11 protein-coding genes are annotated in these 14,478 nt (G+C 35.2%); 3 read left to right on the top strand and 8 right to left on the bottom strand.

What is annotated here, in order from left to right; all coding sequences use genetic code 11:
* Positions 1 to 350 precede the first annotated feature (350 nt).
* Entirely contained in the window at positions 351 to 1,328 is a 978-nt protein-coding gene (locus MHI47_RS04280) for a proline dehydrogenase family protein (RefSeq protein ID WP_340768497.1), read from the top strand.
* 402 nt (positions 1,329 to 1,730) lie between these two features.
* Here the strand turns inward: MHI47_RS04280 and MHI47_RS04275 are convergent, their stop codons facing one another.
* From MHI47_RS04275 to MHI47_RS04265, 3 genes are read right to left on the bottom strand one after another with little or no spacing between them, the layout of a single operon-like run.
* Entirely contained in the window at positions 1,731 to 2,780 is a 1,050-nt protein-coding gene (locus MHI47_RS04275) for a hypothetical protein (protein WP_340829751.1), read from the bottom strand.
* Positions 2,781 to 2,819: 39 nt separating this feature from the next.
* On the bottom strand, positions 2,820 to 4,181 hold the full coding sequence (locus tag MHI47_RS04270; protein ID WP_340829750.1) for a sensor histidine kinase: 1,362 nt from the start codon (positions 4,179 to 4,181) through the stop codon (positions 2,820 to 2,822).
* Positions 4,171 to 4,878 carry a response regulator transcription factor gene (locus MHI47_RS04265; protein ID WP_340829748.1) on the bottom strand — a complete coding sequence of 236 codons (708 nt, stop codon included), beginning with the start codon at positions 4,876 to 4,878 and terminating at the stop codon, positions 4,171 to 4,173. Before MHI47_RS04265 ends, MHI47_RS04270 begins: the two co-directional genes overlap by 11 nt.
* 270 nt (positions 4,879 to 5,148) lie before the next feature.
* Here MHI47_RS04265 and MHI47_RS04260 point away from each other — a divergent pair, with 270 nt between their 5' ends.
* On the top strand, positions 5,149 to 5,748 hold the full coding sequence (locus MHI47_RS04260; protein ID WP_340829747.1) for a transposase: 600 nt from the start codon (positions 5,149 to 5,151) through the stop codon (positions 5,746 to 5,748).
* An 18-nt stretch (positions 5,749 to 5,766) separates the two neighbouring features.
* Here MHI47_RS04260 and MHI47_RS04255 read toward each other — a convergent pair whose 3' ends face one another.
* From MHI47_RS04255 to MHI47_RS04245, 3 genes are all read right to left on the bottom strand, one after another.
* Positions 5,767 to 6,564: a gamma-glutamyl-gamma-aminobutyrate hydrolase family protein gene (locus MHI47_RS04255; protein WP_340829745.1), complete on the bottom strand. Its 798-nt coding sequence runs from the start codon at positions 6,562 to 6,564 to the stop codon at positions 5,767 to 5,769.
* 65 nt (positions 6,565 to 6,629) lie between these two features.
* Positions 6,630 to 7,706, bottom strand: coding sequence for a branched-chain amino acid aminotransferase (locus MHI47_RS04250; RefSeq protein ID WP_340829743.1), 1,077 nt, complete (start codon positions 7,704 to 7,706; stop codon positions 6,630 to 6,632).
* Between the two features lie 232 nt (positions 7,707 to 7,938).
* Positions 7,939 to 8,424: a C40 family peptidase gene (locus MHI47_RS04245; RefSeq protein ID WP_245762690.1), complete on the bottom strand. Its 486-nt coding sequence runs from the start codon at positions 8,422 to 8,424 to the stop codon at positions 7,939 to 7,941.
* 371 nt (positions 8,425 to 8,795) lie between these two features.
* Here MHI47_RS04245 and MHI47_RS04240 point away from each other — a divergent pair, with 371 nt between their 5' ends.
* Positions 8,796 to 10,496, top strand: a complete 1,701-nt coding sequence (locus MHI47_RS04240) for a methyl-accepting chemotaxis protein (protein WP_340829740.1) — start codon at positions 8,796 to 8,798, stop codon at positions 10,494 to 10,496.
* 246 nt (positions 10,497 to 10,742) lie between these two features.
* On the opposite strand, the gene gdhA is transcribed toward MHI47_RS04240, so the two are convergent.
* Together gdhA and MHI47_RS04230 are read right to left on the bottom strand one after the other, a co-directional pair.
* Positions 10,743 to 12,125 (bottom strand): NADP-specific glutamate dehydrogenase, encoded by a 1,383-nt coding sequence (gene gdhA, locus MHI47_RS04235; RefSeq protein WP_340761665.1) that lies wholly within the window; start codon positions 12,123 to 12,125, stop codon positions 10,743 to 10,745.
* A 634-nt stretch (positions 12,126 to 12,759) separates the two neighbouring features.
* Positions 12,760 to 14,355, bottom strand: coding sequence for a M20/M25/M40 family metallo-hydrolase (locus tag MHI47_RS04230; RefSeq protein WP_340768481.1), 1,596 nt, complete (start codon positions 14,353 to 14,355; stop codon positions 12,760 to 12,762).
* Positions 14,356 to 14,478 lie beyond the last annotated feature (123 nt).

Here is a 14,478-nt window from a genome sequence, read left to right as displayed (position 1 = left end):
TTTTTTCAATTAACAGAAATCACTATACTGTAATACAACAATATTATTTAATAATATTGTTGTAATATTCTATTAATATTTATCACCGTAAAAATATTACTTCTTTTAAATACTTTCAAATCGCAAAACTGCTAAGAGATTTATAAAATACTTAATGTCTATTTTCTCAACCTTTAGTAACTCAATTTGTTTAATTTATCTAAACTCCTACCTATTTAATATTTCTGAATAACCAGAAATATCACACTCCTTTTTTCTACAAAATTTGGCATACGTTAGCTAAATGAATACTAAAAGCAAGGCGAACTATGGTATAATCTAAGCATCAAAACAGAGATAGGAGCATTACAATGTTAAAAGATATCTTTATGGCTTTGTCGGAGAATCAAGTATTAAATGGTGCCGCAAAAAAATATGGTTTAAAAATGGGAGCACAGCATGTTGTTGCTGGGACAAACATTGAAGAGACTATTGAAAGCATCAAAAAGCTAAATGCAATGGGTATCTCTTGTACAGTAGATAATTTAGGCGAATTTGTTTTCGTAAAAGAAGAAGCATTGGCTGCTAAAGAACAAATTATCGCAGTAATTGAGGCAATTGAAGAACATCAAGTGGATGCGCATATTTCTTTAAAACCATCCCAACTTGGGCTTGATATTGACTATGACTTCGCATTAAATAACTTAAAAGAAATTGTTGAAATCGCACATAAATATGGTACTTTCATCAATATTGATATGGAATCTACCAAACATTTACAACCATCATTCGATATTTTGGACGAGCTTTCTAAAAACTATGATAATGTGGGAACTGTAATTCAAGCATACTTCTACCGTGCAGAGGAAGATATTCAAAAGTACAAAAACTTCCGCCTACGTATTGTAAAAGGAGCTTATAAAGAACCTGTTGAATATGCGTATCAAACAAAGGAAGAAATTGATAAAAACTATGTAGAGCTTATTGAATGGCATCTTCTTAATGGTAAATTTACTTCTATTGCAACTCATGATCATAATGTGATTAACCATATCAAACAGTTCATTAAAGATAATGACATTCCTTATGATAAGTTTGAATTCCAAATGTTATATGGCTTCCGCACAGAAATGCAACAACAACTTGCTAGCGAAGGCTACAACTTCTGTACGTACGTACCATTTGGACAAGATTGGTACGGTTACTTCATGCGACGTCTTGCAGAGCGTCCAGCCAATATGAACTTAGTTGTAAAACAAGTTTTCAATAAAAATACTAATACAATGATTGGTCTTGCTGCCGGTGCATTTGCACTTGGACGTTTAACAAAACGAAATAAACGCAAATAAAAGGAGAATTAATCCAAAAATCCTTTATTTTGGGATTTAAGTCTTTTTTGTTTACCAAGGGAAGTCTAAAACAAGCCTTAACCAAAAAGACAGAAACTATTTGATGGAACTCAATCATCCAGTTGTTCTTTAATTTCATTGAGCAATTATTAAAAGCGCACTTCACAAAGTGAACTGCGCTTTTTAACTATGCATTTATTTTATGCAATAAAAATCACCTCATCTACGGGGAATAATAGAATGAGGTGGTTATTTTATATAGCTATCAAGTTTAATTTAAGGTTGGTTGCCCTAATATATTTCCCCAATTAATATAGCTGTTCAATATTCATTTGTTAACTTTATAATATAGTAAGTAAATGAGAATACCAAGAGAGTTATATTAGAATTTGATGAGAGTGTTTATTGCCACGTAATCGAAATTACCTTTCCAGATATTGCATGTATTTGCAAAGTTGCTTTTGGTTTCTTTTCTTTCGATGATTCTACTTCCATCACAACTAAATAATACCCGCCTTCATTCGTTCGAATAAATTTATTACTTTCTACTATACCTTTTTGGTATGCAATAGCAAGCTTAATAGACTCTTCGGCAGTAATGAGGATCGTAGCATTATTGTCACTAGTTTCTTCCGACTTTAGTGATATTGTTTCTGTGGAGGATTGCGATTCTTCTGATTTGGGAACTTCTAATATTGCTGTTTTAGAAGCTTCGGCTTTTGTTGGTTCGATCTTCAGTACTTCTAACTGTTCAGAATCTTCTTTAAGCAATTCAGATTCATTAGCTATTTTAGAAGCTTCGGCTTTTGCTATCTTCTCTTCTTTTTTTTCATTTTCTACTTTTTTATTGTCCTTAGTAGCTGTTTCAGTTTTATTCACTTCTTTATTTAACACGTCTTTAATAACTTTAATAGGTTTCTCTTCAACTGTTTTTGAAGTTCCTTCTTTTTTGTTCTCATTATTTTTGGAACTTCCGACGTTTTTTATCTTAGAAGTTTCTTCTTTTGGTTTTTCGGCAATCACTAAGTTAGAACTCCCTTTGGAGGAAACTCCTATACTTTTCCCTTTTTCAGCAGTAAGCTGGGTTTTTGTAGATTTTGGGCTAACTACTGGGCTCTTATCTACTACTCCATTAGTGACTTCTTTTTTTATAATAGGTACTTCTTTAATAGTGAATTCATCTGTGTGCTCTAACGAGTTTACATCACCAGTGGTTGCATTCATTTCTACCAAATACACTTGTCCACTCTTAGCGATAATAGCTTCATAAACATCTTCATTTTTCTTCACTTCTGCTACTTCTGCATCATACATTTGCTCGAGTTGGGTGCGTACATTGTTTTCAGTTATAGGCAATTGATCTGAGCCAATGTTGACTATGAATACAATTACTATAATTCCCAATGTAGCGAAACAAACGATAAAAAACTTTTTCATCTTCATAAACTTCATTCACGCACGCCTCCTCAAATTCATCTTAATAGACGAACATTAAAAATCAATGAGAATTTGATTAGAGGGAAGAAAAATATGGATGGTTGTACCAAATCCTACCATACTCTGAATAGTTAAAGTTGCAGATAGCCGGTTTGCTATATCTTTTGCAATTGCCATACCAAGTCCAGTACCTCCCGTTTTACGATTTCTTGCCTCATCGACTCGGTAAAAACGATCAAAAATCCGATCCAAGTCTTCTTTCGGAATCCCATCCCCATAATCCATGATAGAAATAGTAACTCCATCATCAGTTTCAGCAATAGTTGTCTTTATATCTTTTTCACTGTATTTACGAGCGTTATCCAAAATGATAAAAAGCAATTGTCTTAGTTGCTCAGTATCTGTACTTATATAGAATGGTCCTTCTCCTTTTAAAAGAAAATTTCGATCATATGCAGTTCGCATCGACTGTAAAGTTTCGGTTACTAAAATGTTTACATCTATTAATTCATATTTATGTTGTTGTTTCCCGTTGCTTTTTGCTAGAACGAGCATTTGTGAGACCATTTCTTTCATTCTACTAGTTTCATTAATAATTGCCTGAACGGATTCTTCCGCAATTTCAATATTATTGAAACCATGTCGAGACAATAGTTTTGCATAGCTTTCTATTACTGTTAACGGTGTTTTTAATTCGTGAGATGCATCAGAAACAAATTGCTCCTGCTTTTTATAATTTTGTTCCAGCTGCTCCATCATTTCATTAAAAGCGATGCCCATTTGTGCCATTTCGTCCTTTCGATTTGGGTGGACAGTAATTTTTTCATATTTACCTGAAATCCTACTATGGGACATTGTATTGATTAATTTACTAATTGGGTTCGTAATAATTTTTCCTAAAGTAACACTTGATAAGGCCATTAATAGCATTCCACCTACGGTGACACCAAGCAGGATAAGTCGAAGAAAGTCTAGATTGTTTCCTACTTCTAATAATTGTTTCATCGTTTGAACTTCTACTACTTCTCCATTTGACCAAATAACTGGTTTGCTAATCGTCAAAACAGGAGACCCGTTGAGCATACCTATCGAGTAACGTTCACCATCTTCAAAGTTAGGTTGATAATTTGTTATTTCTTCAATGGACTGAACAACTAATTGCAGCTCTTCTTTATTATTTAAGATGCGAATCCCACCATTAGGCGGAATATAAGTACGTAAAATAGTTGCAGGATCGTCCTTTTCTTTCATTTTACTTAATGCCTGGATCATTTCATCTACATCCGAGTTAAACTGGGTATATTCCGAATCATAGGCCATATCCTCAAATAAAAAATATACACCTATATTCATTAATCCTATGATTAGGAACGTCAATAGGGTAGAGAATAGATGTATTTTCGTTTTAAGCTTCATTCTTTTGCTCCTTCAACACATATCCGACGCCCCGCACTGTTTGAATTAAAGAAGATTGTTGTTTTTCTTCTAACTTTTTCCGAACATAACGTATATAAACATCAACAACATTCGTATCTCCATAATAATCAAACCCCCAGACAGCATCTAATAACTGTTCGCGTGACAATACTTGGTTAGGATGCTTCAACATATATAATAGCAGGTCATATTCTCGTGGAGTTAGATTGATAGACTCTCCAGAATTAGTAATTTCCCGTGTTTGCTCATTCAGTGAAAGCGTATGAAAAACATGAATATTCTCCTCCTGAACAGGAGTTACACTCGATGTTTTAGTAAATCGAATTGCCGAGCGAACACGTGCAAGTAATTCCTCAATTTCAAAAGGTTTAGTAACATAATCATTTGCCCCAAGATCCAAGCCAGTGACTTTATCTTCTGTATTATTTTTTGCTGTTAATAAGATTACTGGTGTTTCGTCTTCTGTAGCACGGATTCGTCTCAATACATCTAAGCCATTTAAACCTGGAAGCATTAAATCGAGTAAAACTAAATCCCATTGTTGCTCCCGATATTTGATCAATCCATCAGTTCCTGTATATGCAATATCTACATCGTATCCTTCAAATTCTAGTTCCAACTGAAGAACACGTGCAATATTTTTTTCATCTTCTACAATTAACACCTTGTCCTTCATATAAACACTCCTTTTCCCCCTATTTTATCATACAAAGCGCAATGTAGTTTCTACATCATGCGATAATAACTGACTCCATTAGTTTACTTGTCATATAGAGAACTATTAAAGAATTTTATTTTGAGGCTTTAACTTTGAGATAAATGGAGTTTTGAGACTGTTTTTGAGGTGAAAATGAAATTGTTGCTTAAAAGCACAAATTATGACAATTGCATTTTAAGCTTTTATAAAATATAGTGTTATCAATATATAGAGGAGGGGAAGGTTTAAATGGGTAATATTAGGAAAGTATGGCAACCAGAAATATTTTATCATATTACGATGCGTGGCAATAATAAGCAAAATATTTTTAAAAACAAAGAAGATTTCATATTTTTTACTACTACGCTATACCAGGCAAATAATATGTACACTTTTACTATAATCGCTTACTCTCTTACGAATAACCACTACCATTTATTAATACGTTCTCCCATAATCCCACTTTCTGAAGTTTTAATATTCATTAATCAACAATACTCATCCTATTTTAAGCGTAAATATAAATACTCTGATCAGTTATTCGAAACTAGATATTACACTAATATGATTTCTGATGCGAAGGAGTTATTAAAAGCTAGTAAGTATATTCATCGAAATCATCTTTATACACAAAGAGCTATCCTAGAAGGATTGGCAAACTACCCTTATAGTTCCTTTATATTTTATACGGATAAGAAAATAAGAAAACCTTCTTATATTAACACGCATTTACTAAATTCATTAATAAAAAAGTATCCTGAATTAAAAATGCAAACTTATACTATGTACTGTGAAACTATTCAAATTGAAGTAGAAAAATCCTTCCATCGTCCATATAGCTTGACGTAGGGAGGACTTTCTTCATCATTATGCTATAGTCTCTACTGATGCTACTAATTCGTTAACTTCGGCCGTCATTTTACTAGCCTCAACAAATGCAGTGAAAATCGGTCGGATTGTATCCACTTTTTCTTCCATCATTTCGGGATGCCATTGGACGGCTACAACAAATCGGTTTGACTCTTCCCATTCCATCCCTTCTATAATTCCATCAGGAGCAATCATTGTTGCTTTAAAACCTTGCCCTAACTCTTTTACTGCTTGGTGATGGAAACTATTTACTGTCAAAACGTCACCTTGATAAATATTATACAATACAGAACCAACTTCCATCCTAACCGGATGAAATGCATGATGTCTGATGGATTTTGGAACGGAGTGGTTAATTCCTTCTGGTTTTTGAGATGCTAAATCCTGATAAAGCTTGCCTCCCGTTGCTACTGTAAGCAATTGCATTCCACGACATATGCCCAGTACTGGTATGTTTAACTTCGTTAAAGCAATCTGAGCCAGTCTGATCTCATGAGCATCTCTGCGTGGTTCAATAGCTCCTAAACCAAATTTCGGATATTCTCCATATAAATTCGGATCAATATCAGAACCACCAGAAAATAGTATTCCGTCCAACTTCTGAAGGAGTGGCATCAAAGTTTCTACTTCTCTAGTGATAGGTAAAATAACTGGAACCCCTCCGGCTCTTTCAATAGCTACAATATAATCATCCGCTAGTAACTGCCATTCTTGATATTTCGCCCCAATGCCAGCTGCTAGTCCTATTGCATCGTCGGATAAATAGTTGGCACATATGCCTATTAGTGGTTTCATCAGTATTCTCCATTCTGCCAACATAAAATGATCGCCTCTCCGTTAAGAGAAGCGATATCGAAATATTATTTTTTTAATTCAACAACCCAACCAAATGGATCTTCTATAACGCCTCTTTGAATACCAGTTAGTGTTTCATATAGTTTTTGTGAAAGTTCTCCTGTTTCTCCGTTATTTACGTAGAACAATTCCCCTTTCCAACGTAATTCTCCAATCGGGGAAATTACAGCGGCAGTACCAGTTCCAAAAGCCTCATCCAGTTTTCCGTTCAAGTACGCTTCACGAATTTCTTCCATTGAAACTTTGCGTTCAGTAATTGGGACACCCCAGTATTTTAATAATTCAATGATGGATTTTCTCGTTATCCCATCTAAAATACTTCCATTTAAGGCTGGAGTAACTACTTCGCCATCGATTTTAAAGAATACATTCATACTTCCTACTTCTTCAATGTACTTTCTTTCTAGTCCATCTAACCAAAGTACCTGGGCGTAGCCTTCACGATCGGCAACTTCCTGGGCTTTTAGACTTGAAGCATAATTCCCAGCAGTTTTTGCTGTTCCAGTTCCACCCGCTACCGCCCGTACATATTCACTTTCCACTAAAATCTTTACTGGATGAATTCCTTCTTTATAATAAGATCCTACTGGAGACATAATAATAATGAATGTATATGTTTTAGAAGCGGACACTCCTAGATGCGCTTCTGTTGCAATCATAAAAGGTCTAATATATAACGAAGTACCTGGCTCTTTAGGAATCCACTCTTTATCTATTTCTAATAACTGTTTTAAAGCTTCAAGAGCTAACTCCTCTTCTATTTGAGGCATACTTAGTCGATCAGCTGAAATATTCATACGTTTCATATTTTGTTCTGGACGAAACAAACGAACAATTCCATCCTCTGACAGATATGCTTTCATTCCTTCAAAAACTGTTTGACCATAATGTAAAATGGATGCTGATGGATCTAAAGTAAGGGCTTGATAAGGGACAATTCGATGATCATGCCAACCTGTCCCTTCAGTATAATCAGCGACAAACATATGATCTGTAAATTTTGTACCGAACACTAACTGCTCAGCTGGTGTTTTCTCATTTTTCATTTCATTTTCTGTGAAACGGATTTTTAGACTATTCATGGTGTTTGTCCCCTATCGAATAAATTAGTAAATTGCGACAATTTTAAGTGTGCAATATATTATATGCAATTATACTACTTTTACGTAAATTAGAAATACCTTTTTAAAACTATTTTCAAATAATTTAAAACTATCTAACTTTACTTCACCTTTTGACAACATTCTCCATTATAAAATTACATGAGTCAAAAAACCGTTCCAGCAAATTGCCGGAACGGTTGTATAATTTTAATTATTTTTTTGCTACTGTAACAGTTGCTACTCTTTTAGCACCAACATACTTTTTACCCCAGTAATAAGGATCATTTAACTTATCTACTCGAACGCCTTTAGAAGTTGAAGCATGGATAAATTTATTGCTACCTATGTACATTCCAACATGAGATACGCCTTTACCCGATGTGTTAAAGAATACTAAGTCTCCTACTGCTAAATTTGCTTTTTTCACTGTTTTTCCAGAGTTATACATGCCTGCTGCTGTTCTTGGTAAGTTAACACCTTTACTTTTGTAAACATAACCGATATAACCTGAACAATCAAAACCAGCCTTCGTTGTTCCACCATAACGATATTTAATTCCTACTAAACTTTTCGCACTCGATACTATTTCATTGGATGCTACAGTGCTTGCTGCTTCTGTATTTCCTGCAAATGTTCCCGCGGCTAAAACTACAGTTAAACTAAAGATTGTAATGATTTTTTTAAACAAAGAAGTCAAAATTATGTTCCCCCAAAGATGTGATTGAAAAATTTATTTTCATGTCGGAAAATTTCTCTATACCCATACTAACATCTTTCAAACAAAACTACCTTTACAGTTGTGTAACAATAATATTACAGAGTTTATGTCGTTTCGATAGACTTTTTATTAATAGATTCAAATTATTCTAAATCAATTTATAAATTAAATCTGTGTTTCCTATAATAGTTTGCCTGTTAATAAGACAAAGAATTATACATTTAAATTTAAAATGGAAGGTAATTAGTCACATTTGCGCATTAATCACGCTTATAATACTATATCTTTATCCCTATTGTTATGTTATAAATGTTATATAAGTTTGAAAGTTAGACAGGAGAGAGTTTAAAATGAAAAATAATTTAACAGTGCATCTAGGAATGATCATTGTTGGGATAATTGCTTCTATGCTATTAATCACTTCCGTTGCCACGTACAACACTGCTTATAACGAGTTATATAAAGCAGCAGGAATTGAGGCATATGGATGTGCCAATATCACAACTGGGTTAATCCAACCGGATGATGTTAAAAAGATTCTAGCAGGAGATACTTCAGCAATTGAAAGTGTTGGGGAACAACTAAATTGGACTACTGCTCATAAAGAAATCTTTGAAACACAGTACATTATAGATTTAGATGGTAAACTGCTCGCTATGGATGACAATTTAAGAGAAGATGGGTTCAAAGCCGGAGATCAGTTTTACATAGATAAAGAAGCTGTTGCAATGTTAGTAGAAATGCAACATGCTACTTATTCAGAGGCTTATGAATTTGCTGACTTAGAAAGACTATCTGGATATGCACCTATTTTTGAAGATCATGATCCTTCAAAGGATATTATCGCTATAAGTGTTATTGATTTTGATGCATCTATTGTATCAGATCGTACATGGGACGTAGTTAGTAAGGGGATACTTATTAGTTTGATTCCACTGATTTTAGCATCATTAATTACTTTATATTTAATAAGAAGAAAAACAAAACCACTTTCAGCACTTATTGCACACGCTGGCGAAATTGCAAAAGGTAATTTAACAGTAGAGGACACCAACTTTACTAGTAAAGACGAGGTTGGAGATTTAAGTAAAATATTAAATACATTAGCGTCAAATCTAAGAGAAATTATAGGAACAATTCAAACGACATCAGTAAAATTAACGAATAATGTCGAGAATAACTCTATCTCTCTTAATGAGATGAAGGATGCTGTTCATCAAGTATCTACAAACATGAGTGAAACTGCCGCATCGGTATCTGATGGTACGATTACTGCAGAACGTTCATCCGAAATCTTGCAAAATCTCGCACAAGGTTTACAAATTTCAAAAGATCGAGCAGATTCAACGGTCATAAATTCCAAAACTACTATGGACACTGCCAAGGAAGGTCTGACACGTGCAAGTGAGATTAGTCATGATATGGATAAAATCAAAACTGCTTCTATTGAAACCAGTGAAACAATTGGCCGTCTAAATGAGGCAACAAAACAGATTCAACAAATTACTGGATCTATTTCAGCAATTGCAGCTCAAACCAATTTACTGGCACTGAATGCTTCGATTGAGGCAGCTCGTGCAGGAGAGCATGGAAAAGGCTTCGCTGTAGTCGCTGAAGAGGTAAGAAAACTAGCTGAACAATCCAATAGCGAAGTTGATCAAGTTGAAACAATTATAAAAGACATTACAGAGAGTATTAAGTTAGTAGTAGAATCTACTGAAGAAAGTACAAAGTTAATCGAAACAGGTTCTTCTACTGTCCTTCAGACCTCTCAATCATTAAGTGATATTTCTACAGCCGTTGCCATTACAGTTGAAGAAATTTCCATGATCTCAGAGCTGACAACAATAGAAGCCGATAATTCAAAACAGGTCGTTGAGTTAATCACGCAACTTACTGAATCGATAAGAGAGATTGAGCAGGTTACTACATCCATTTCAGCAGCAACAGAAGAAACAACTGCTTCCATTGATGAGATTGCCCTTCGTTCAAACGAGACAAATGATATTGCACATCAATTAAATCAGATTGTTAATAAATTTAAGCTTTAATCAGGTTTCCCGTAAGTTTTTTAAAGAGGTTGGTCACGACTTTGTCGAGACCAACCTCTTTCTTTATTTCTTATAGTGTTAAGCAATGTGTATCTATTTCATTGAATAATAGTATCCCTATTTCAACAGTGAATTCCGAAAGGTTTTATTACTACTTTAACCACAGCTAATTTTATTGTCATAGTAAGAACCAATGCTAAATATGCAAAAGGAGCAACTCTATTCGAGTTGCCCCTTTTGTATTGATTAATGTATGCCATGTGCTACCATTGCATCCGCCACTTTAAGGAAACCTGCTATATTAGCTCCAATTACCAGATTACCTGGATGGCCGTAACTTTCTGCAGCACTATAACAACTTGTATATATATTCTTCATTACCTGTTTCAACTTTTCATCTACTTCTTCCACAGTCCATGATAAGCGCATGCTATTTTGTGACATTTCCATTGCGGAAACTGCAACGCCGCCAGCATTTGCTGCTTTAGCTGGAGCAAATAATACCCCTTTTGCCTGGAATGCAAGAATAGCTTCCTCGGTGCAAGGCATATTAGCACCTTCCCCTACTGCTTTTACTCCATTTTCTATTAACAACAAAGCATCTTCTTTTTCCATTTCATTTTGTGTGGCGCAAGGTAATGCAATGTCACAGGCTACTGACCAAATGTCTGTGCAGCCGTCATGATAGACTGCATTTGGATGAGTCTTTATATATTCCTGAATTCTTTTACTGTCCAACTCTTTTAACTGTTTAACCGTTTCTACGTCAATCCCCTGAGGATCATAAATATACCCACTTGAATCACTACACGCTAATACCACTGCACCAAGCTCTATAGCTTTCTCCATAGCATATATTGCAACATTCCCAGATCCGGAAACGACTACTTTTTTTCCTTCAAAGGTATCGTTTTTTGCATTCAACATTTCTTCTACAAAATAGACTGTCCCATAACCTGTAGCCTCTTTACGACCTAGACTCCCACCGTGGTTTGGATCTTTTCCGGTGAACACTCCTGCCTCGTAACCACCTTTTAAACGATTATACTGACCGAACATATAACCAATCTCTCTTTTCCCAACACCGATATCTCCAGCCGGAACATCCATATCAGGTCCGATATATTTGCTTAACTCGGTGATGAAGCTTTGGGTAAATCTCATGATCTCACGTTCCGACTTCCCTTTAGGATTGAAATCCGATCCACCTTTACCTGCTCCTATCGGTTGTCCGGTCAAAGCATTTTTAAATGTCTGTTCGAAAGCTAAAAATTTCATAATACTACTATTTACCGTTGGATGAAAACGGATTCCTCCCTTATATGGCCCCAAGCTATTATTAAATTGGACGCGGAAACCACGGTTTACCTGGACTTTTCCAGTGTCATCTTCCCATGCAACACGGAACGTAATAACTCGATCCGGTTCCGTTATGCGTTCTAAAATGCCATTATGTATATATTCGGGATGCTTTAGAAATACAGGTCGTAGTGAATCAAAGATTTCACGTGCTGCCTGTAAAAATTCCTTTTCCCCTTGATTTCTATTCTTTACTAGTTCGAATACTTCATGCACATAATCATTTGCTCTATTTTTATGTTCTAAATTAGTTCTCATTGTTATTTCCATCCAATTACTCCTATCGTAAAAAATTATTAGTTTCATTATCTCCAAAAAAACCAAGATATTCAACATATTTATAAACAAAATATTATTAAAATACAAAAGAGTCTAATAAGTTACGCGATTAGTAAACTAACCATCAGTCATAAATATAACAGTTTTTTTCGTTTCGAAAGTAAATTATCTCTTTTAGTGAGTCAATTTGTAGCGACAATATACACGCATCTTATATCCGAAAGTAATCAGCTAACAAGCGCAAGTAAAAAAGACTTCCTTTTTTAGGAAGTCTCTTGACGACAAAGGTATTTTTATAAACGGTTATGAATGTTCCTAAGGATGTTTATTCATCTTATATATTGAATACTCTATTGGAACTGTTTATAAGGCAAGGTCCACCACAAAGACTCCAGTGGGAAAAGCTTGAGCTGAAGACCCCGCAGGAAAGACAGTGGTCGAACTTTGTTTGACCAATGTCTTTGCGACGAGTAAACGCAGGAGCATATGTTTTCGTAGTGACGAGGAGGCTGAAGCCAAGCCCACGGAAAGCGAAGTGGTGGGTCTTGCCGAGTTTAATATTCAACTCTATACACCTAAAATTGAGTTTGTCTACAGTCTTAGACTTCAAGTCTTTTTTGTATACTTAGTACAAACTCTTCAACAATTTTTCTAGCATTTCGGGCATCTCCACAAATGCACTGTCTACATGAAGTCTCTCTGTTTTTTGGTGCGCATCTTTACCAAATGGTCCAACGTTCAAAACAGGACCTTTTAGCTTCGCCATATCGTTAAAAGGAATATCATAAGTATCTCCCCAAACAGGTGTGTTTTTTTCAAATGCGGTCCAACCTTTGCCGTCATCCACGTAATTGACATAACTTAAATCGGAAATTCCATTGAAATAATGTATTTGATCAATTTTGTTGTTAAACGATCGACCTGCTTGCTGCATCAATTCTACTGCATCTTTTATCACCGGATCATCCGATGTGTTCACTGCCGGATAATAAGGTGGCGCGAATAGGATCACTGTTGCTGGTGCAAGCTCTTGACACTGGATCATCAGATCATCTACGATACGAAGTGATTTTTCTCTATCATCCCACTCCTCATTAGAAAGTGTTTGTGCTTTAAGCTGTTCCACTTGTTCGATGCCTAGCTTTTTATTTGCGTATGCTAATAGTTCTGCATAACGTATAACTTTTACTTGTCCCACACCTGTTACTTGTTCACGCTCACAAATCATGGAATAACTTTCATTCAATGCCTTCATTGCATCTTCTGTTACTTCCTCGAACAGATCCATTACTTCCGATGCAGTACGTTTTAGTAAAAACACATTGTATAATGCAACAGCACGATAAGGTGTTTGGGTAGAATAAGATAATTTTAAATCCTTTTGCTGCAATGAAACAGGTAACGGCGTACTTTCTCCAAGATCTGTTTCCCGGAATAAATCATTCCATTCCATACGTTGTGTTAAGAAAGATGCAATATAATTGGCAGTCATACCTTTCATAGGTTCCCCAACATGCGTTTCCTTCCCATAAAACAAAGCAGCAGGCATAATTTTGCCTATCGACCCTGTATAAATATATTCTGCAATATCAGTAGGATTTTGAGAAAAAGAAGGTTCACTATTTAAAAATAGCTTATAAGTTAAGTTGAATTCCTCCCGTATTCGTACTAAATGTGTAACAGCAGCACGCATACCAGCAGAATTGACTTCTTCATCTGGAACCGTTGTCAAAATAAGATTGATCGGCCACTCCTCGACACTTGCTTTTTCTATCAACTGCATATGTAAGGCAAGACCCATCTTCATATCCATCGTACCGCGACCAAACAAATATTTACCAGTCTCCAAATCCGCACGAGCACTTTCTGGTAATTCTTCTGGATTTTCCATCAATCTTTTTGTTAACTCTTCAGGGAAATACGCAAGCGGCTGTAATACACCGTACTCTTCCGTCTGAACTGTATCAAAATGACTGATCAATACTACTGTTTCGGTCGCCTCAGGATGTTTGTATAATGCCGTCACTACTTGTCTTCCTAGCCCCGCATCATGCATTTGTAATAAACTCGGACGGTCTTGAAAATAGCGAAGTTCCCCTAACTTATTCACTAATTTTGGTGCAAATGCTCTTTCACCTTCTGTTAAAGTAATACTATCCCAACTAACCAATTCACATAACAAAGTACGCAGCTTCTCAGGTGTATCCCATAATTTCCCCATGATATTCTCTCCAATCATTACTAACTATCTATTTAAAATATATGCGCTACCCTATTAAGTGTCAATCTAATAAGGAATATTATTACTTATACTTATTATTTACTAAATTATTTTCTATAAAAA

It is taken from the genome of Psychrobacillus sp. FSL H8-0487, assembly GCF_038008385.1.
In the GTDB taxonomy this organism is placed as follows: Bacteria; Bacillota; Bacilli; order Bacillales_A; family Planococcaceae; genus Psychrobacillus; species Psychrobacillus psychrotolerans.
This window is presented reverse-complemented; position numbering and strand designations above follow the sequence as displayed.